The organism is Maridesulfovibrio sp. FT414, assembly GCF_050916235.1.
Taxonomy (GTDB): Bacteria; Desulfobacterota; Desulfovibrionia; order Desulfovibrionales; family Desulfovibrionaceae; genus Maridesulfovibrio.
This window is the reverse complement of record NZ_CP104854.1, coordinates 3109661-3130472: the sequence shown is the minus strand read 5'-3', so window position 1 is coordinate 3130472 and position 20812 is coordinate 3109661. Positions and strand designations below refer to the sequence as shown.

12 protein-coding genes and 1 pseudogene are annotated in these 20812 nt (G+C 52.0%); 8 read left to right on the top strand and 5 right to left on the bottom strand.

The features are described from left to right. Nucleotides 1–59 precede the first annotated feature (59 nt). Entirely contained in the window at nucleotides 60–1409 is a 1350-nt protein-coding gene (locus N7E73_RS13845) for a TolC family protein (RefSeq protein ID WP_432735463.1), read from the bottom strand. A gap of 173 nt (nucleotides 1410–1582) precedes the next feature. Between N7E73_RS13845 and N7E73_RS13840 the strand changes: the two genes are divergently transcribed. Then, on the top strand, nucleotides 1583–3943 hold the full coding sequence (locus N7E73_RS13840) for a CHASE2 domain-containing protein (protein ID WP_432735462.1): 2361 nt from the start codon (nucleotides 1583–1585) through the stop codon (nucleotides 3941–3943). Between the two features lie 254 nt (nucleotides 3944–4197). On the opposite strand, the gene N7E73_RS13835 is transcribed toward N7E73_RS13840, so the two are convergent. Further along, on the bottom strand, nucleotides 4198–6492 hold the full coding sequence (locus N7E73_RS13835) for a cysteine synthase (protein WP_432735461.1): 2295 nt from the start codon (nucleotides 6490–6492) through the stop codon (nucleotides 4198–4200). Nucleotides 6493–6681: 189 nt separating this feature from the next. On the opposite strand from N7E73_RS13835, the gene N7E73_RS13830 reads away from it, so the two are divergent. From N7E73_RS13830 to N7E73_RS13805, 6 genes are all read left to right on the top strand, one after another. Further along, nucleotides 6682–8445 (top strand): motility associated factor glycosyltransferase family protein, encoded by a 1764-nt coding sequence (locus N7E73_RS13830; RefSeq protein ID WP_432735459.1) that lies wholly within the window; start codon nucleotides 6682–6684, stop codon nucleotides 8443–8445. A 208-nt stretch (nucleotides 8446–8653) separates the two neighbouring features. Next, the gene (locus N7E73_RS13825; RefSeq protein WP_432735458.1) at nucleotides 8654–9157 is read left to right on the top strand and encodes a hypothetical protein; all 504 of its coding nucleotides are present in this window, start codon (nucleotides 8654–8656) and stop codon (nucleotides 9155–9157) included. A gap of 274 nt (nucleotides 9158–9431) precedes the next feature. Further along, nucleotides 9432–9662 (top strand): hypothetical protein, encoded by a 231-nt coding sequence (locus N7E73_RS13820; protein ID WP_432735457.1) that lies wholly within the window; start codon nucleotides 9432–9434, stop codon nucleotides 9660–9662. Continuing rightward, nucleotides 9663–10289 carry a phosphatase PAP2 family protein gene (locus N7E73_RS13815; protein ID WP_432735456.1) on the top strand — a complete coding sequence of 209 codons (627 nt, stop codon included), beginning with the start codon at nucleotides 9663–9665 and terminating at the stop codon, nucleotides 10287–10289. 4 nt (nucleotides 10290–10293) lie between these two features. Further along, nucleotides 10294–11931, top strand: coding sequence for a glycosyltransferase family 39 protein (locus tag N7E73_RS13810; protein WP_432735455.1), 1638 nt, complete (start codon nucleotides 10294–10296; stop codon nucleotides 11929–11931). A gap of 327 nt (nucleotides 11932–12258) precedes the next feature. Continuing rightward, the gene (locus N7E73_RS13805) at nucleotides 12259–13479 is read left to right on the top strand and encodes an HDOD domain-containing protein (RefSeq protein ID WP_432735454.1); all 1221 of its coding nucleotides are present in this window, start codon (nucleotides 12259–12261) and stop codon (nucleotides 13477–13479) included. A gap of 20 nt (nucleotides 13480–13499) precedes the next feature. On the opposite strand, the gene N7E73_RS13800 is transcribed toward N7E73_RS13805, so the two are convergent. Further along, a complete protein-coding gene (locus N7E73_RS13800) occupies nucleotides 13500–13844 on the bottom strand; it encodes a hypothetical protein (RefSeq protein ID WP_432735453.1) in 345 nt (114 codons plus the stop codon). Between the two features lie 141 nt (nucleotides 13845–13985). Beyond that, nucleotides 13986–16760 (bottom strand): response regulator, encoded by a 2775-nt coding sequence (locus N7E73_RS13795; protein ID WP_432735452.1) that lies wholly within the window; start codon nucleotides 16758–16760, stop codon nucleotides 13986–13988. 194 nt (nucleotides 16761–16954) lie between these two features. Here N7E73_RS13795 and N7E73_RS13790 point away from each other — a divergent pair, with 194 nt between their 5' ends. After that, the gene (locus tag N7E73_RS13790) at nucleotides 16955–18604 is read left to right on the top strand and encodes an NAD+ synthase (protein WP_432738872.1); all 1650 of its coding nucleotides are present in this window, start codon (nucleotides 16955–16957) and stop codon (nucleotides 18602–18604) included. Between the two features lie 359 nt (nucleotides 18605–18963). Here the strand turns inward: N7E73_RS13790 and malQ are convergent. Then, nucleotides 18964–20502 (bottom strand): annotated as a pseudogene (gene malQ, locus N7E73_RS13785) (4-alpha-glucanotransferase); the annotation flags it as partial. Nucleotides 20503–20812: the final 310 nt, after the last annotated feature.

Genomic DNA, 20812 nt, shown 5'->3' with positions numbered 1-20812 from the left:
AATTCCATGGGCAATGCGCACATGGAATTCTCACAGAACATCATACGTTTATCCTGATACTACTCAAATACGCTGAGATTCATCATTCCCATCTGGTAGAGCAGCCTGTAGGCGAAAATTATATTATCGATGTCCGCAGCAACGCTGGCACTGGTAGCTGTGGAATAGTCACGCTCTCCAACAAGGATGTCCAGAAGCTCGACCTGCTCACCGGTTTCCCTTTTTTTCTTGATAAGCTCAAGAAACTCCGCGGTGATGTTCGCCTGTGTGCGATAAAGCTCGGCGTTCTTACGCAGGGTCATCAGCTCCAGCCATGCATTGCGGACATTTTCCTCGACTGTGCGGCGGGTATCGAGGTCCTGCTTGCGAATTTCGCGCAGATTGGCCTTTGCAGACTGGGCACCTTCATACTCCGAAAGACCGGAAAATCCTGAATAACTGACCTGAAATGTCGCTTTGTTTTCAGTCCTTACCCCGCTTGCTCCCTGGTCCTGTTCCTTTCGCTTGCCCTCAAGCACGAACTCGAACTTGGGATAAAGGGTCGCTTCCTGAACATTAACCTCTTCACCAAGACGGTCCTTGATGTACTGGATCTGAATCAGCATGGGGTTCTGCTTGTTGGCCTGTGCGATGGCATCATCAAGGGTTCCGGGCATGAATCGGGCAGGCATGGTCACAGGAACCATTTTCTTGATCTCATCAGTTGCTATGGGATAGCCGTAAACAGCCTTGAACCGGTTGCGGGCAGTCTCAAGAGCCCTCTCCTGAGTAACACGGTAAGACATTGCCCCGGCCAACTGGGCCTTGATCTGGAGTTCCTTATAGGAAAGTCCGGCCCCGCGTTTTACAAGGGTTTCCTCCATCCCGGAGAGGCGCTTCATGCTCTCTTCGGACTGAATGGCGTACTTCAGGGTTTCCCTGGCCCGGATAAGCCCCATGTATGCTGTAACACCCTCAATTATAAGATCCTGCTTGACCCTTTCTAGGACAGCCTTGTTTTCATTCAGATAAGCCTTGGCACTGTCGATAGAGCCGGGAGTTCCGCCGAAGTCATACAACAGCTGGGTTGCGGTCAGTGACTGTTCATTGCGGTACTTGTTGGTTCCGCCACCGGGCTTATCGATTTCTTCACGCCCGCCCTCCACAGCAACATCAAATGAAGGAGTCCATCCGGACCAGCTCTGCGAGACAAGGTGTTCAGCAGATTCAACACGGGCTTCAACGGCCTTGATGCGGTCATGGGTGGAAAGAAGGTCCTTGAGAATACTGAGCAGATACGGTTTGCCGTCGATCTGATCGGGATTTGTCGCGGTCATCCCTTCCGACATGGCAGGCTGCGCCAGCACTCCGGAAGCGGAAAAAGCCACCATGAACGCTAATACAGCCACAGCAAAAAAACGCTTGAACATCACGACACAAACCCCCGATTTAGCTGAAAAACCACTCGCCTCTGCATTACACATACGAGATTACATCTATCTATATATATAAATTCAATTGAAAAATCCAGATGATTCATACATTATAAGTCGGCATCATTTGTAAAATCTTAACATATTTTCCAACGGGGGCTAGAAAAAAAATGTTGGGCAGATTGAAAAAAATCCTCAGTTCAGACACGTTACTGCTGCTGCTTACCGGCTTCACCGCATCAGTTCTGATCGCCGCAATGTACATTTTCCAGCCGTCCATCCTTCAATTCGTCGATTATAAAATATACGACCAGTTCATGCGCAGCAGTCCTGTGGGGCAGAAGACCAATGTTCCGGCCATTATAGATATTGATGACGAGAGCCTTGCAGAACTCGGCCAGTGGCCATGGCCCCGCTACCGAATGGCCCTGCTGCTGGCAAAAATACAGGAGGCAGGAGCCCTCTCTACCGGACTGGATATTCTTATCGGGGAACCTGACCGTACTTCGCCTGCTACAATTCAGGAAAGCCTGCGTAACGAGCTGGGAGTTACAGTCGATTTCAAGGGTCTCCCGGCCGGACTGATGGACAACGATGAGGTTCTGGCAAGCGTGCTCAGCCAGGGGCGCTACGTTCTGGGTTTCTATTTCGACTTCATTGCCCACGCAAGGGAATCAGACGTCAACGATCAACCCTGCTTCGTAGCCCCGTTACCCATAGCCCAGATCAAATCCAAAGATGCTCCGCCTATTCAAAACCTGACCCTTACCGCACTGGATGCAATCTGCCCGCTGCCTGTTCTGGCAAAGGCCTCCCCCCTGTGCGGATTCTACAACAGCATCACCGACTATGACGGTGTTGTCCGCCGTGTTCCGCTGATTATTACGTGGAACGGCAAGCAGTACCCGAGCCTTGCGCTGGCAACTCTCATGAAGGCAATGGGGCGCAAAAACGTTATCGTCAAAACAAACATCACCGGCATTGAATCCATCAGGCTGGGCAAAACGACCATCCCGGTGGACGCCAAGGGCCAGATGCTGGTCCGTTATCGCGGCGGCATGGAAGAATTCCCCTACTACAGCGCCAAGGACATCCTCAGCGGCAAGGTCGGGGAAAAGGAACTCAAGGGCAAAATCATTTTCATGGGAACTTCGGCCGCAGGTCTGCGCGATCTCAGGGTAACTCCATTTGCTGCTGATTATCCGGGCGTTGAGGTGCATGCCACCATCGTAGACAACATCCTGACACAGGATTTCATCCTTAAACCGGACTGGGTACCCGGTCTGGAACTGCTGCTGGTGCTGGCAGCCGGAATCGCCTCCACCCTGCTGCTGACCTGGACCCGCTCCCTGTGGATGATCCTGCCCATCGCTGGTATGGGAACGGCCATTCTGTTCGGTTCGCTGTACATTTTCCGGGAATACAACGCCTACCTGACCCCCATGTACTCCCTTATTGCACTGGGCCTCAACTTCACCATGCTGACCCTGATCAAGTTCTGGCGCGAGGAAGGACAGAAAAAATTCCTGCAGGCAACCTTCTCATCATATCTGGCCCCGGAACTCATTGACGAGATGTTCTCCAACCGCGAAATGCCCGAGCTCGGCGGCGAAGCAAGGCAGATCACCGCCTACTTCACCGACATCCAGAGCTTCTCCACCTTCTCTGAAAAGCTCACCGCACCGCAGCTTGTTGAACTGCTTAACGAATACCTTTCGGCCATGACCGATATCCTCATCGAGGAAAGGGGAACACTCGACAAGTACGAGGGTGACGCCATCATCGCCTTCTTTGGTGCTCCCATGGATGTACCAGACCACGCCCTGCGCGCCTGCCGTGTAGCCGTTCGCATGCAGAACGCCAACAACGAGCTGCGCGATAAATGGTCCAAGGAATACCAGCTCCCCGAAGAACCGGACCGCAACACCAAGGGATTCCCGGAAGATCAATGGGCCAAGGGCGAGAAATGGCCCAAGGTAGTCCATAAGATGCGTACCAGAATCGGGGTTAACTCCGGCGAGATCGTGGTAGGTAACATGGGTTCGTCCATGCGCATGAACTACACCATGATGGGCGACTCGGTTAACCTCGCCGCCCGTCTGGAAGAAGGTGCCAAACAGTTCGGCATATTCACCGCGGTCAGCCATTTCACGCTGGAGCAGGAAGTGGAGGTCGAAGGCCGGATTTACAAAGTAATGGATCTGGTTGAAGCGCGCCTCATCGACAACATTCAGGTTGTCGGGAAGAACGAGCCCGTGCGCATCTACGAGCTGGTCGCCATGAAAGGCGAACTGACCGAAAAGGAACAGACCCTCTTCGACCTTTTCGCCAAGGCACGCGAGGAATATGTTGCCACGAACTGGGACAAGGCCATCGAACTGTACACTGAGGCCAACAAATACGAGCGGTTTGACGACACCAAGTTCACTCCCTGTGATGTATTCATCAAGCGCGCGCAGGAGCATAAGCTCAACCCGCCGGTACCAGAAGGTGAGGTCTGGGATGGGGTTTATCGGATGACTAAAAAGTAGGAACACATCTTTCGATTTACCTGTGAAACACTTAATCAGGCCAAGATGAATCAAAACCCTCCCCCGCCGCACCAAACGACAAGGGAGGGTTTATTTGTATCCGCAGGCATTACCAATAAACAGCAATACCTATAAGTCTATGTCAATCCGAACTCTCAGGGACCCCAAAGGGGCTTAGCACTTCCGGTCCCGCTGAAGACATCCTCGGAGAGCCGCCGAAGGCATCCTCAATTCTAAAAGAACGCATCAAATCCCTACTTAACCCGGAAAACCCGCGCACCCTCGGCACTGTCTTCCACGTTGAAACCCAGCTCCATCAATTTATCACGCAACGCATCGGCGGTGGTGAAATCCTTTTTGACACGGGCAAGTTCGCGCTGTTCGAGCAGATCCTTTGCATCTTCAGGCAGCGCAACAAACGGAACCGGCATGGCGTCATGGTCGAGAATTCCGAGAATCTCGTCAACTTCAAGAAGCTGATCAAGGCAGAACCTTGCTTCACGACCAACAAGCTTCCCGGCGCTGAGCAGGGAGTTGATGGTCTTGGTGAAGCTGAACAGGATAGGCCAGAAGCGGTGCAGCTTGAGGTTGTCGTTAAGTGCCTGCGAAAGTCCGCTCTTGAGGGTAAACACCTCCTGATCAATATCCTCGGACACTTCACCGGAATCCCCTGCTACAACACTCAGGCCTGCGGCAAGCTCCTGTACCCGCTGCTGGTTCTTGACCCACATGGATACCGCCTGATCACTGCAGACCAGCGGCTTCTTGTAGGACGAAGACAGCATCCACATACGCACAGCCATGGGCTGCCCGGCCTTTTCGATCAGCTCGTCTACACAGGGAAGCACGGAACCGCCGGGAAGTACCGGCTGGGCCACCATCCAGACCTGCGGTGAAACCCCGGCCCCGGCCCAGATGGCACGCAGATTCTCAAGATGCGGGAAACGGTGGATTTCCCCGGCCAGAAGCAGGCTTACACCGGGCAGGCCTTCAAGGGCGGTAACCGCCTGCTGCATGAACCAGCTGGGCCGCACATTGCCCCACTCGGTCTCGATGATATCACCGAGCTTGAGATCCTGCAGTGTCGCCCGCTTGAGCAGGGTGAAATCACGCGGATTCTCTTTTACGTAATCATCCATATCCACGGTCTTGCCGAGGCTGACCTTGTCGATGTCCATGTTGGACATCTTGCCATACCCCTTGTCTCGGGAGATATCGAAATAGACCGAGCGCAGCTTCTCATAGGCCAGTCCGCGCGCCAGCAGTGTCCGGCAGAGCTCAACCGTGCGGTCAATGGATTCGGAAGAACGCTCGAAGCGCATGGTCTTGCGCACCCCAAGCAGGTCCGCGGCCTTGCGCATGGCCGTGGCAACCTCGGTGGAAAATGTTCCACGGGCAACACCGCGTTCGCGGGAAGCCGCAAGGGTCTGATCTTCAAGGTCCGCCAGACCGACCAGAGCCGAAACCTTGGCTCCCTCGCGCTCAAGATGGCGTGCCATTACATCAAGCATAATGATGCGCCGGAACGCTTCGGGATCATAGGGATTGTCAAAGGACGGCCCCATGGTGAACAGCCCGGTCTCGGCCTCGGAGATGGACAGGACTTTATCATCTCCAGTGCACTGGTCAAAAATCTTGGGGCCCTTGAGTACCTGCGGGCGGAACAGCGGAGTGGAAAGGTATCTCTCCCCGCCATCGGGAAAAATGGTCACAACAAGGCCGTCCTTAAGCTCGGAAGCGATGGCCGCAGCTCCGGCCATGGCTGCACCGGAACTCATGCCCACGAACACCCCCTCTTCGCGGGCAAGGCGGCGGCAGGCCTCAAAGGCATCATTATCCTGCACCCGGATGACCCGGTCCAGCTTCTGCTTGTCATAGATGCCGGGAGGATAGGATTCCTGCATGTTCTTCAGGCCCTGTATCTTGTGCCCCGGCTCAGGCTCAACGGCAATCATCTGGATGTCCTTGTTCAACTCCTTTAGCCGCTTGGTGATGCCCATCACCGTTCCTGTAGTTCCTAGACAGGCCACAACATGGGTAACCCTGCCACCGGTCTGGTCCCAGATTTCCTGTCCGGTTCCGTAATAATGGGCGTCGATTGAAGCCTCGTTATTGTACTGATCCATGAGCAGGTATTTTTCCGGTTCCTCGCGGTAATACCGGTAGGCCAGTTCAATGGCCCCGTCAGTGGCAAGATGTCCGGGGGTGAGCAGGATCTCGGCCCCATAGGCGCGCATGATCATCTTGCGTTCCTCGGAAGCTGTCTCGGGCATGATCAGCATGAGCTTGTAGCCCTTGACCGCGCAGGCCATGGCCAGACCGATCCCGGTATTGCCGGAGGTGGCCTCGATAATGATCTTGTCTGGAGTGAGTTCCCCGGATTCCTCCGCTTTGCGGATCATGGCTCCGGCAGCACGGTCCTTAATGGACCCGCCCGGGTTCATGGACTCCAGCTTAGCCAGAATCTTGACATTTTTATTCGGATTAAGGCCCCGCATCTCGACAAGAGGGGTTCCACCGACAAGTTCAAGAATATCACGAGCAAACATATTTATTCATCCCTTTCAACAGGTTATCATTAAGAAAATGGGTCACGACATCGTCCTGTTTCACTTGGCAACATTTTTGCAAATGAAGGCAGAGAGAAGATCAGTGCAGCGTTTCAAGGCCGGGATAAGGAATGAACCCGGTACGCTTCAGAATCCAATGAAAATAACAGTCTGCCAAGGACGGAACCAATGTCAGCTTATCCTTTTCTTAAAGACAACATCGAAGCACTTGCAACATACAACCCGCCCTTTTACGCCTGGCTGAGCAGTCAGGTTATTGACGAAGAGAAGCTTAAGAACTCACTCTTCAAGAATAAGTGGAATATTCTCGACTGGAAAATGGAAAACGGAAGCGGACTGTTCGAAGCTGTCATGCCCAACATGATCTACAAGAGCTGGGAGGTAACCGAAAAGGCTGAAACCAGCGCGACCTTTATTGTCGGCTGCAACGTTGGCTACGGTGTAAACCACGTGCTCATGAGCACCCCCGACTCCCATAAGGTAATCATCTCGGAACCCAATCCCGAGATGTTGCTGGCCTGTCTGGGGCAGTCCGACTACCGGCCCTTCATGGAAAAGGGCAAGCTCCATTTCTGCACTGTCGACGAAAACTCACTGATGAGTATCATTAAAGAACTCGACCTTCAATTCGTATACGGTAAAATATATCTGAGGCTCGACCTGCCCAGCCAGCAGATCGGACCGGAATACGCCCGCTGGGCCGCGACAATCCGCAACAAGATGGAATCCTTCTCAGTGGAGATGACCACCCTGAGACTCAAGCAGGACGTCATGGTCGGCAACGAGCTGGATAACTTTTCCCGGATTCTTGAAGACGGCAGCATCAGCCCCCTGAAAGGAGCCGGAAAGGGGCTCGGCGCGGTAATCCTCGGCGCCGGTCCTTCACTGGGTGAATTCGGACCCGAGCTGGCCAAAAATCCCGGCCATGCCGTCTATGTAACCTCGCTTCAGGGTCTCCCAGCAGTTCACAAAACAGGCATAAAGCCCCACTTCTGCATCGGCATCGACTACAACGCCTCCATGGCCCGCGTCTACCAGCAGCTCGATAAGGAGTGGGCCAAGGACATTCCGCTCATCTATTCCACAAAGCTGGACAAGAAGGTTCTGGACGAATACCCCGGACCCACCATCCCCATGTGGACCATGGGTGGACTAGGCACCTTCGCCCTCAACCAGCATGAAGAAGTTTTCGACGCGGGAAGTAACGTCAGCGTCACCCTTGCACGTTTTCTGGACTGGTGCGGATTCAATCACATACTTCTGGTCGGACAGGATTTCGCATGGAAGGGAAAAGTCTCACACGCGGCAGGACACCAGAACTCAGGTGCTATGTACAACAAGGGCATCATCGTCAATCTCAAGAATGCCGATGGAGAAGATATTACCTCAACCATCCAGTACATGTCCTCCAAACGGGAAATGGAAGACGACATCAAGAAGATCTCCACCCCGATCTTCAATCTTTACGGAGGTTGTGCGGTAATTGAGGGAGCCCGCAACGTGGATCTGCAGAAGGTTCACATGGACGGACTTCTGTCTTCCGCCCCGGGACGCATGGACTACTTCAAGACCGCCATGAACATGGCCAGAGTTCCCAAGGAATTCCCCATGTTCGAAGCCAGAAGCCCCAAATGGACAACTTCGCTGAACCGTGTGACCAAGCGGATGGAAAAGCTTTTCCGCAAGCACTCGGCGAATCAGGTCGAAATCCACAAGGCCATGCATGAAGTGTATTTCTTTATCCGTCAGGACCCGCTCTACCTGCCCTATCTCTACAACGAGATTCTGGATATAGCCGGACTGGCAAGGGCGAAGTCAAGCTACGAGCCCAAAGACCTGTCTCACTACAAACAGGTCATCAAAAAGACGCTGAAGAAAGTCCGCCACATGGACCGCTGCCTGTGCGTAAATGAGAGGAAAAAGGCCGCCTGAAAGGAAGGGTCGGACTCGGAAGTATAATTTTCAAAAAAACAATCCATCATCCGTGAAAACCCCTGCTGTATCTGCCCGCAGCAGGGGTTTTCCAATTTAGTAACGAAAACAGACATCAGTAAACAATTATAGATTGACCTCAACTTAAATCCAGACTACATGATTGTCAAAATCAAAATAACTTAAACATAAGTTTTAAGGAGAGCTCATGAAACGTTTCTTTAGGATTATGGCAATTTGTTTGTTTGTTGTGGCTTTTAGTGGGCAGGCTATGGCTGTTAATGGTTTTAAAGCACAAGGCAGTGCAACCATACCTGGCATCATGTACTACTATACAGACTCCAACACATGGAGTTTGCCATATATAATGTTGACAAACACTTCGAGTACTTCTGTCAACTGTCAAGTCAATGTATATGGTTCTGAAGGAGAAGATTTAGGTGCTGCTGCTCTTGTAGCCAAGGGAGGAACGAACTGGATAACAATATTAAACGGCCCAGGTATTTTTGAAATTCCTCCACACTCAACAAGATGCTATATTTTGCATTTTCCAGCATCTCCATATTACACATATGCTCACGCCATTGTTGAATGGAACTCAAATGACCAATTTCAAAAGAATGCACTTATCGGAAGCTGTGAACTACGCAACAAAAACCAAGGAATAGTAACAACGTCATATCTCCCTGTTAACAACGGCAATCCTTTCTAAATAGACATGGGTAGCCCTTTTGGGCTACCCATTCTAAAATCATCACAACATATCCACCTATACTATAGCCGGTAAGATAGGGCATTAAGCCACCATCGATTAAAGACAAATATATCGTGTAATCCCAATTTAGCTCATATCTACCATAGAATCCCTTCAGAAACAGCTCTCCAACTCACAAACCAGAAATACACAACCGGGAAAGAAACATCCGCTTAGCTTAAATACCCAGTATTGACTTGAACACCGCGCCCGCGAAGTGTAAACCGTGCCCATGAGCGAGCAAAACAAAGACAAACCATATTTCACGGAAGACGGGACTCTGGTCATTCCATTTTCCTGCCCGGACCATAGTTACAAATACTGGAAAATGGAAGGCGAGAAGCTTTCCGAAGTACTCTCTGAACTGGGTGCGGACAGAGAAACATGGAAAAAGTTCACTGCGGACCCTTTCCCCGAAGACGTGCCTCCCAAGGCCGAATCAGACAGTGACGAGGATCAGTAGTTGACCGCGTTCATATACAGATACCCAACTCTCTGCCATTTCATACTGGGCTCCCTGCCCCTGCTGCTGATTCTGGGCATTGTCCATTTCAACTTCGGCAGCGAGGTTGAGGCCAGCGCATGGTTCAGGGAACATGCTGCGGCCAACCCGGACCTGAAAGCATTCGCCCGGATTCTCACAGACTGGGGCAACGCGGTCTTTTACCCGATTTACCTGTGGTTTCTCGTCACCGGAATCAGGATGCGCAAGACCTCCACGTCGCGCCTGAGATTCGCGCTCGTCTTTCTGGCGGTACAGCTGACCGTGAGCCTTTTGCTGGTGCGATTCATGAAAATCGCCATCGGCAAGCCGCGCCCGGACGAAGGGGGGCTTTTCCATCCATGGTCCACCAGAGGGGTGCACCACTCCATGCCTTCCGGGCATACAACCGAAATTTACGGGGCCGCCATGCCCCTTGTTTTCAGATACCGGCAATTCCTGCTTACTTTGCTGCTGGGCCTGTTCGCCGCAGCAGTGGCCTTCAGCCGCATCTACCTGAGCTGGCACTATCCAAGCGATGTTCTCTGCGGATGGATGATCGGCTCCGTGGCAGGGCTGGCTATTCACCTTTTCTCAAAAGAGGATTGATCACATGCGCTATGAAAAACCGTCCCTCATCTGGGACACTATGGAGGACCATCCCTGGCTCTCCGTCCTATCCCTTCTCTTCCTGCAATCCATCTTCACCATGGACTACCGCTCACTGTGGTTCTCAGACGAAGTCCGCTATGCCAACGTCTACCACCAGATGAAAGATGCCGGGCACTGGCTGGTCATGTACCTTAACGGGGTGGCCTATCCGGACAAGCCGCCGGTATATTTCTGGTTCCTGTCCCTTATCGATGCCGTCACCCCGGCGGAGGGAAGCGCGGTATTCTTCCTCGGGTCCGCTGTTTCTGCGGCAATATTCCTGATCTCAACCGTTGCCCTTGCCAGAACTCTGGGCTGTGGAAAGAAAACATCCCTTGCCACCGGACTGGTGCTGCTGACCAACATTTTCTTTGTCGGCATCGCCCATTATTCACGCATGGACCTGCTCTTCGGCAGTTTCATCATCTGGGCGAACATCTGCCTGTACAAAGGATTTCACAGCCGCGACACAGCCAGATGGTTTATCGGAGCTTTCCTGCTGATGGGCATCGCCACCCTGACCAAAGGTCCGCTGGGGCTTATCTTCCCGCTTCTGACCTCGGTCTGCTTTCTGGGCTGGAAAAAACGGGTCCGTCTGCTCAAGGACAGGAACCTGCTCAAGGGGGTCGGAGTACTGCTGGCAATTATTGTGGCATGGATCATCGGTGCACTGATTGTTGACGGCAGCTCTTTCATCCACAACATCTTCTACAAACAGATATACGAACGTGCGGTAAGCTCCTTTCACCATGAGGAACCCTTCCAGTACTACCTGATCGCCTTTCCGCTGGCATGGCTGCCATGGACCATGGCCCTGTTCGCCCTGCCGATCAGAAAACTGTTCACCACGGATCACTGGACAAAGGTCTTCGCCTGCAGGACAGCCGAGTCCACCGACGGACGCGACTGGGCCTGGATCATGTTCATCAGCGGCTTCGTGCTGCTCTCCTGCCTGAGCATCAAGGTACTGATCTACATCCTGCCCCTGTTCGCCCCGCTGGCGGTGCTGACAGCAAAAGGACTGCTCGGAGAAAACGGTGCCGATCCGGTCATCAACTCGAAAAGGCTTTGGACCGCGATTGCAGGTGTCTACCTGCTCATCGCCGTTGCCGCACCTTTTGCAGAAGCATTCTTCCCCTTTGATTTCGCCCTGCGCGGAATCGGTTTCACTGTGCTGATTCTGGGACTGGGCGGACTTGGACTTCTGGCCCTGAAGAAATCAGGCGCCAGACGCGGGCTGCTGATGATGGCGGTCACAATGGTGCTCTGGCTCCAGCCGCTGGCCCTCTACACCCTGCCTTCCCTCGACCCGCTAATGAGCCCCCGCCAGACCGGCGAACTCATGAAACAGTACGTGGAGCAGGGCAGCTACCCGCTGGCCCACAAGATCTACTCCGGTATATTCTCATACTATGCCGGAACCGACATCCACGAGACCAGCGACCTTGCAGAGATCGAGTCCATCCTGAACGAGAAGGAGAGTGTTATTCTGGTCATGCAGAAAAAATACTATGACAAATGGGAAAACAAACCCGAAGGCATACAGGTCATCAATGAACAGTTCATTTCAGACCGACCTTACGTGCTGATAAAAAAATAAAAAACGCAAATGTCCCCCGTTTCGAATGACCGGAACGGGGGACATTTGCGTTTATACCCCTGAACGTCCCTCAATATAAAAACGGGATAGCCGTCCCCGCCAAAAAGGCTTAGAGAGACATGTGCGAAAGCGCTCCAACTCTTTCCCGAACACACTTCGCTTCAATTCTTCAGCCCAAAACAATGTTACTTGACCGAGCCTGTTATAATTTGTTCACGGTTTTTCTGGCTGATTGACATTTTCAAAAGCATTGCACCATGATAAGATCAAGCAGAAGCCGAAGATCGCATGTCAGCAGAAAAGACTTGAAGACTGAAGGAGAACCTGATGGGCAAATCAAAAAACATTCTCTTCATTGATGAGAACGCGGAACAGCTTCAGCTTCTGTCCAAGCAGCTTACCCCCCTGCAGAAACGCTGGAACATCTGTTTTGCAAGCAATGCAGATGAAGCCAGCGACCACATCCTGACCAGACCTTTCGACATAGTTATCACCGACATCCGCATGACCGGGTTTGAAGAGGGAGCACTGTTGCAGCTGATCAAGGCCCAGCAGCCCGGAGCACTGCGCTTCATCACATCTGAGGATGTAAGCGCTGAAAATTTTATTGATTATGTAAGCTTTGCCCACCAGTTCATAACCAAGCCGTACAATCCGTCTGAACTTCTCGGAAAAATTAAAAAATGCCTGCGCCTGAAGAACATCTTTCTTAATGAGCGTGCGGCTAAAGCCATTGCCGCCATTGAAGAACTGCCTACCCTTCCAGATCTTTACTTCAGGCTGGAAAACGAGCTTAGGAAAGAGGATGTATCGATAAGTGCTGTCGGCAGCATAATCAGCGAAGACATGAGTATGACGGCCGGAATCCTGAAGATCGTCAACTCTCCTTTCTTCGGTCTTTTCTCCAAAATAAACAATCCTGAACAGGCCGTCACAATGCTTGGTCTGGATGCACTGAAAGGGATTGTTGTCGGCATGTACCTGTTCAACGCAAGCGCTTCAAAAAACATTGATTTTTCAATTGCAGCCCTGAGCAGACACTGCCAGTACACCGGGTTGCTGGCCCGCTCCATAGCCAAAGCTGAAAACGCCGGAAGTGAACAGGTCGAGCACGCCTTTCTGGCCGGTTTTCTGCACGACATCGGCAAGCTGGTGCTGGCTACCGCCTACACGGAAGAATATCGCATGATCCTTGGTGTAGTCCGGGAAGACAACATTCCGATCCAGGATGCGGAAAAGGATATTCTCGGTTTTACACACGCGGAAGTGGGAGCCTATCTGCTGGCTATCTGGGGATTTAATGAAGATGTGGTAGAGGCAGTATACTGCCACCATGAGCCGGCAAAACTGGGAAGCACGGACCTCAGCCCGTCGGTAGCAGTGCATGTTGCCAATTCATTCGACCACGAACTGAGAGTACGCAACAGTGATTACGCTCCGCATCTTCTGGATGCGACATGGCTTGAACAGCACGGATACTCCAACAGGCTGGTCAACTGGCTGGAACTGTGTGCGGAACAGATGGAGGACGATACTGGAATTATTTGACCCCGGTATCGCCCTGAACATTACTGTTTTACTTTCTTGAGGCGTACGGCTGTGCCGTAGCAGGAGTAGAACTTGTCTCCCTCTGGATGAAACGAAACCGACTCGCGGTAACATAGGATGGCATCTGCATTGGCATCAATGGCCTGTGCAATCAGCCCATAAAACGCATTATCAAAATTGTAGCTTCTGCAGACAATAAGCCCGAAGGTTCCGACAACCTCGCGATTGGGAACCATCTCCGTAGTCACAATCTTTACCCTGCCACCGAGGTAAAGGTTACGGGCCATTTCAAGCCGCTGATCCTTTTTGGCATCTTCCACGGACATGCGTTCTTTGCGGCTGGGCGAACCGAACATTAAAGCCATATGTGAATTCCTTTTTTAACAGACAGTTTGGAAATGAATTTCTGCCTCATTTATGAAACTATTTCAACTTTATAAATTTGTATAATTCCGGCAAGAAACATCACTCGCATTGCTGCCGCAATTGTCCTCTCCGCGAACAAATCAGGAGCACTCAGCTGCAAGTTTCTTGATAGCCTGTGCAAGTAATTCCAACTGTTCACAGGTCTTCTCAAGCGCGCCAACAGCCTCTTCTTTCAGGTCGGACTTGCAGGCCTTTTCAAGGCTCAGGGCTGCTGCAGACAGACCCATGGCCGAAATATTGGCTGCAGAACCTTTTAAAGTATGGGCCTTATCCCCAGCCTCCTTGAGTCTGTCCTCGGCAAGCAGTCCCTGCATCACTTGGCAGAAGTCAGCATTGTACTCTTCAAAATTTTTCAGAATACTCATCAGGATGTCCATGTCTCCGCCGATCCTGTCCAGAACTTCGCCGACGTCAATTATTCCTGACTTATCCTGCGGGGCAGCTTCCACCTGCTGTGGTTGTTCAGGACTTGCTTTGCTGACAGTCGAAGGCTGCATTCCCTTTCTGTGCAGAAAGACCCGGATAGTGCTGATAAGCTGATTTTTGTCAACCGGCTTGGGTACATAATCGTCCATGCCGGCCAGCAGGCATTTTTCCTTGTCACCGCGCATGGCATGTGCAGTCATGGCGATAATGGGCAGATCGTTAAGCCCCAGTTCATTACGGATTATTCCGGTGGCTTCGTACCCGTCCATCTCCGGCATCTGAATATCCATCAGCACCAGATCGTATGAATCGGACTTAAGCATGTCCACTGCAATACGCCCGTTCATAGCCGACTTCAGTTCAAGCCCGGTCGGGGCAAGGATCTGCTCCGCCACCTGCTGGTTTATGGGGTTGTCCTCCACCAGCAGGGCTCTGAAGCCTTTGAATTCATCCTCAATCTGCAGACTTGGTTCATAAATGTAGTCCGCGTGAACTTCATACCCGAAAATATTAAGGATAGTATCAAAAAGGGGTGCCTGACGAATAGGCTTGGCCATAAGCTTATTGATTCCGGCCGCGTTGGCCTTGGCAAGAGCCTCATCCACTTCCGTCGATGTTATCATAAGGATCGGCAGTTCCTTGGCCGAGTATTTACGCCTTATGCGCTTGCAGGCCTCATCCCCGTCCATGCCCGGCAGTCTGAGGTCGACCAGCATGAGTTTGAAAGACCCTTCAGACCTGTTATCCAGAATTTCGAAGGCCTCTTCGGCCGAGGACGCAGCCACAGGCTTGAGCCCGAACTGCCTGAGGTAACGGGAGACAACACTTCTGACGGCAAGATTGTCATCAACGACAAGAACGGAAGCCCCCTGAAGAGCTTCGGGCAGGGAAAAATCCGTTGCCGAAGCGTCCGGGGCCACTTCAGGAACTATGGTGAAGAAAAAGGAACTTCCTTCACCCGGCTTACTCCTGACCCAGATGTTCCCTCCCATGAGATCCACAATACGCTTTGATATGGTCAGGCCCAGCCCGGTACCGCCGTACCTGCGTGTTGTAGAACCGTCAGCCTGCTTGAAGGCCTCGAACAGGTGCGGCTGAATATCTTCCGGAATTCCGATACCGGTATCCTTGATAGCGAAAACGATCTCCGCCTTTTTACCGGCCACCATATCCGACGTAACAGTTACCGTAATATCCCCCTGGTGGGTGAACTTGAAAGCGTTCGCAATCAGGTTGATCAGAACCTGTCGCAGCCTCAAGGGGTCGCCGATGATCCTCTTCGGAACGTCCGGGCGGATGTCAATGACCAGCTCGGTCTTCGAGGCAACCATCTGGTCGACAAACAGATCCGAAACATCGTGGATAAGCTGATGAAGATTGAAATTGACCTCTTCAAGAGTAAGCTTTCCGGCCTCAATCTTGGAAAAATCGAGAATATCGTTGATCAGGCGCAAAAGCACCCGACCGGAGCTGACAATAATTTTCAGAAATTCGCGCTGCTTTGAAGTAAGTTCCGTGCCCATGGTCAGGTCGGCCATACCGATAATTGCGTTCATGGGGGTACGAATCTCATGGCTCACATTAGCCATGAACTGGCTTTTGGATTTTGATGCAGCCTCTGCCGCATCCCTGGCGTGTTCTAGTTCCCGGTTGATCTGTTTCAATTCCCGGTAGCTGTTCTCAAGGTTCCTGTTGCTCTGATAAATCTTCTCCTGCAACTGGCCACTGTATTCCTTGAGTTTCTGGTCCTGTTCCTCAATCTGCTGAAGCATGTTGTTGAAGTTGTCCAGCAGGGTTTTCATCTCTCCCTGCGACTTGAAGTTGACCCGCGCGCTGTAGTTTTTATCAACTGAAATACGTCTGGCAGTCTGGGTAAGCTTGATGATGGGCGTGATGAGAATTCGCCGCATAGTTACAAACAGGGTGACCATGAGCAGCACCACCAGAAACATTGTCCTGAGCAGTGAATTGAGCAGAGAGTGGTAAAGCTCGTCTTCAATGAATTTTGGGGTAAGAAAGATTTCCACAGCACCGATGGGCTGATTCATGATGGTTATCTCAGCCTTGCGCTTGATGAGCTTGCCCTTGGGCCATTCGCTGAAATCAGCAAGATTCCAGTCCTCATCGCGGATCTTGCCCGCAAAAACATTCTGCCCGTTATCCTCGGTGACAAGAATCGCCTTGATACGCTTGTCATTCATTTCGGAGAGGATAATACGGTTGATGGCCGCCTGATCAACGTTCCACAAGGGAGTAATCAGAGACTCCGAGAGCCTTTCCACCAGCCCGTCAGCTTTTTCGTTGATTTCCTGAAGCATATCGTTACGCATTGAGCTGTAATCATATGCCCCGGAAATAACAAATGTAATGAGGGAGATGAATATGATTAGCAGGCCGATGCGAGTCTGGACTTTGTCTATCTTAAACAATTTTAAAACCTTGCCGGTCAATACGTTGTTATTCGATACTTTTGGAATGGATATAGACAACGGTTTAGCATTGCAGCATATTCGTTGCAACAGAACTTTTCTGATTAATAGGAAACAGCTTCGATTTAATGGACAAGCCTCCGTGCAGACGTTACTTAATGCCCATCAGAAAATATGAGGAAGGTCTTGAACCTATGAAAATAGCCCTGTTGCAGCTGAACCTGACCGTCGGTGATATTGAAGGAAACATGCGCCTGATCCTTGACGGCGTGACGAAGGCCGCCGCCCGCGGAGCGGAACTGTGTATAACCTCCGAGCTGGCCATAACCGGTTATCCGCCGCGTGACCTTCTGCTCAATGCGGATTTCGTCACCCGGTGCCGGGACGCAGTTACCGAACTGTCCCGCCGACTTCCCGAAGGAATTGCCCTTCTTGTCGGAGGCGTGGACCTGAACCACGACCGTACCGGAAATCCCCTGCGCAATGCCGCATGGCTCATAAAACGCGACACCGCTCCAGAAGTCTTCTACAAATGGCTGCTGCCCACCTACGATGTATTTGATGAACAGCGCTACTTCGAGCCTTCCGCTGGCATAAACCATTTCGAGTTCAATGGGGTGCGTTTCGGAGTGACCATCTGCGAGGATGTCTGGAATGACCGCGAAGAAAACTCCCACAAACGGTACGGCAGCAACCCCATTCCGGACATTATGAAACTTGAACCGGATGTGCTGCTCAACCTTTCCGCTTCCCCGTTCAATATCGGCAAGCAGACTGCCCGTGAAAAGCTGCTCGGTGATATAGCCGCCAAATATGGCGTTCCGGTGTTCTATGCCAACCAGGTTGGCGGAAACGATGATCTTGTCTTTGACGGCAGAAGCTGCGCTGTCACCCCGGACGGGAAATTGTCCGCAAGGGGTAAAGGCTTTGCCGAGGATGTCGTCATAGTAAATACAGACGGTTCAGGCGGCATAATTGAAGAGGACGATTTCTGCGAGGAATCCGAAGCATGGCGGGCCATGGTTCTGGGACTGAACAACTACCTCTCGAAAACCGGCTTTACCAAGGTGGTACTCGGTCTTTCCGGCGGCATAGACTCCGCCCTGACCGCCGCAGTGGCCGCCGAAGCTCTCGGACCGGAGAATGTGACCGGTGTGCTCATGCCCTCACCCTACTCCAGCAAAGGAAGCGTGGACGATTCCATCTCGCTGGTAAAAAATCTGGGCATCAATTCCACCACCATCCCCATCAGCAACCTGATGAAGGAATTTGAGCTGGCATTGGCACCAACATTTGAAGGACTGCCCGCCAACGTCACCGAAGAAAACATCCAGTCCCGCATCCGCGGCAATCTGGTCATGGCCATTTCCAACAAGATGGGCGCACTGCTGGTCACCACCGGAAACAAAAGCGAACTGGCCGTCGGTTACTGCACCATCTACGGAGATATGGCCGGAGGACTGGCCGTAATTTCCGACCTCTACAAGACACTTGTATTCCGGATATGCCGCTGGCTCAACGAACAGGGACGCGGTGAAATCATCCCTGTACCCATCATCGAAAAACCGCCGTCCGCAGAACTGCGCCCAGGCCAGAAAGACGAAGATTCCCTGCCGCCCTATGATATTCTCGACCGCATCATCGAGCTGCGAGTGGAACAGCACCTGGCGGAAAGCGAAATCATCGCCGAAACCGGCTACGACCCTGAAACAGTACGCTACGTGCTGCGGTTGATCAAATTTTCCGAATTCAAACGCAAACAGGCAGCTCCCGGACTGAAAATAACCTCCCGAGCTTTCGGCACCGGCTGGAGAATGCCCATTGCCTGCCGTTTTACCGGATAAGCTTTTTTGATGCCTCCGGCGGCCCTCCGGGGGCTTAAACCCTTTGAAAAGGGTTTAAGAATCCCAAACTTATTTAGCGAGGCTTCGCCACAGAACTCGATAATTTGTCATTTGACACAAACAAATCCGCCATATCTGTCCAGATATGGCGGATTTTAACATTTTATTGCTTGATAAAACTAAATACCCACCTGTCGGCGTCAACCGACTCATAGTCCCCCCGCCAAGCACTAATAAAAAGCGTTTGGGTAGAGGGGATGTGGATTCTTAAGGGGAAGAGGAGACCCCTTTTGGTTTTGGAAAAGGGGGGCTCCCCTTCCCCTTAAGCCGCCGGAGGCATCCATCATCAAAGAAAAGAACTAGTCAATCTTGCTTGTACGACCGAAAAGTTCGGTCATTTCTCCGAGTTTTTCACGGACAAGCGGCGTAAGCTGCCCCGGCATAAGTTTCCAGCCCCAGTTCCCGTCTGCTTTTCCGGGAATATTCATCCTTGCGCTTCCATCAAGGCCGAGCAGATCCTGAGCCTGAATCACGCAGAGACATCCCACGCTGGACATAAGCAGCCGTATAAGCTCCCACGACACCTTTGATTCATCCAGCCAGTTCCGCCCAAGATAGGAAAGAAGATGCTTGCGACTGACTTCGTCTGCATCATCCATATACCAGCCGCGGTTTGTATTGTTGTCGTGCGTTCCGGTATAGACAACCGAATTGCGTTTGTGGTTATGCAGGGCATCGCCGCAATAGCCGATATCCTTGCCGAACGAGAACTGAAGCAGATTCATGCCCGGCAGCTGGAACCGATCCTTGAGCCAGATTACGTCCGGGGTGATGTGTCCCAGGTCTTCGGCTATGATGCGCAGGCAGCCCTCTTCGCAGGACAACTTTTCGAAAAAATCATGCCCGGGGGCCGTCACCCAGTATCCTTCCATGGCCGTTTCAGCGTGGGCAGGAACCTCCCAGTATGCGGAAAAACCGCGGAAATGATCCAGCCGTACCCAGTGGTAAAGTCCGAGGTTGTGCTTCATCCGGCTGACCCACCAGCCAAAATTTTCAGCCTTGATAACATCCCAGTTGTAAACCGGATTACCCCAGAGCTGCCCTGTCTTACTGAAATAATCCGGCGGAACACCGGCTACGCAGCAGGGAATCCCCTTCTCGTCCAACTTGAAAATCCGGCGATTCGCCCAGACATCGGAACTGTCGTGGGTGACATAAATAGGCACGTCACCAATGAGTTCAACACCGATTTCATCAAGGTGATCCTTGAGCTGTCCCCACTGGCGGAAAAATACCCACTGGCAGAATTTGGTGTAGAGTATTTCTCGGTACAGCTTCTCGCCCCAGTGCCGCAGCCCGTCAGGATGCCGATCCCGGATGTCTTCGGGCCAGTCCGTCCACGGTGCATTGTCGAAATGCTTCTTAAGAGCGGAGAACAGGGCAAAATCATTTACCCAGTGCATATTGTCCCAGAGGAACTGATTGAAGACCGGATCCTCAAGCAGAGTGTTGGCTTTTCGGGTGAAAGCCTTGCGCAGAAGCTCGTCCTTTACACGCGAAGCAGCTGTGAAATCGGCATGATCCCGGTCAGGGAGTGTGCTGCCGACGATATCCTCGTAATCCAGCAGCCCGTAATCGACCATGAGTTCCGGGCTTATCAGCAGCGGATTGGCGGCATAGGCAGAAAAACCTGAATAAGGAGAATTGCAGAGTTCCGGCCCTGTTGGCGTGATGGGCAGGACCTGCCAAAACCGCTGCCCGGACTCGGCCAGAAAATCTGCGAAATCGTACGCTGCCGGGCCAAGGTCGCCGACACCGAATCTGGCCGGCAGTGAGGTAAAATGCAAAAGGACGCCGCTTGAACGCTTCATAGAAAACTCCTTGCTCTGCTGGAATGAGTACGTAGGGGAGGAAGACTTACGTCATACCATATTGCAGAGCAAGGGGGGAGATGTAAAGCCGGGTTAATTTCAGTCAGGTTAAATCAACACCGGATAAAAGAAACAATGTAAACGACTGTGTAGCCAGTATACAGGACATCCTGCGCGTAACCGTCCTTTTCCACCGGCAGGACCGGCCGGATTAACTTACGTTTATTACAGGTTAAAGCACGCAATGTCTGAGAGAGACAGCTTGGAATTCCCTGCCCCTGTAAATGAAACGGGCATCGGAATTCAAGGCCCTGACCTCAAACAGGTTATACTTACT

Excerpts from the sequence above, each read along its gene's own strand:
- N7E73_RS13845 (WP_432735463.1), bottom strand. The coding sequence starts at position 1,409 with ATGTTCAAGCGTTTTTTTGCTGTGGCTGTATTAGCGTTCATGGTGGCT.
- N7E73_RS13840 (WP_432735462.1), top strand. The coding sequence starts at position 1,583 with ATGTTGGGCAGATTGAAAAAAATCCTCAGTTCAGACACGTTACTGCTG.
- N7E73_RS13835 (WP_432735461.1), bottom strand. The coding sequence starts at position 6,492 with ATGTTTGCTCGTGATATTCTTGAACTTGTCGGTGGAACCCCTCTTGTC.
- N7E73_RS13830 (WP_432735459.1), top strand. The coding sequence starts at position 6,682 with ATGTCAGCTTATCCTTTTCTTAAAGACAACATCGAAGCACTTGCAACA.
- N7E73_RS13825 (WP_432735458.1), top strand. The coding sequence starts at position 8,654 with ATGAAACGTTTCTTTAGGATTATGGCAATTTGTTTGTTTGTTGTGGCT.
- N7E73_RS13820 (WP_432735457.1), top strand. The coding sequence starts at position 9,432 with ATGAGCGAGCAAAACAAAGACAAACCATATTTCACGGAAGACGGGACT.
- N7E73_RS13810 (WP_432735455.1), top strand. The coding sequence starts at position 10,294 with ATGCGCTATGAAAAACCGTCCCTCATCTGGGACACTATGGAGGACCAT.
- N7E73_RS13805 (WP_432735454.1), top strand. The coding sequence starts at position 12,259 with ATGGGCAAATCAAAAAACATTCTCTTCATTGATGAGAACGCGGAACAG.
- N7E73_RS13800 (WP_432735453.1), bottom strand. The coding sequence starts at position 13,844 with ATGGCTTTAATGTTCGGTTCGCCCAGCCGCAAAGAACGCATGTCCGTG.
- N7E73_RS13790 (WP_432738872.1), top strand. The coding sequence starts at position 16,955 with ATGAAAATAGCCCTGTTGCAGCTGAACCTGACCGTCGGTGATATTGAA.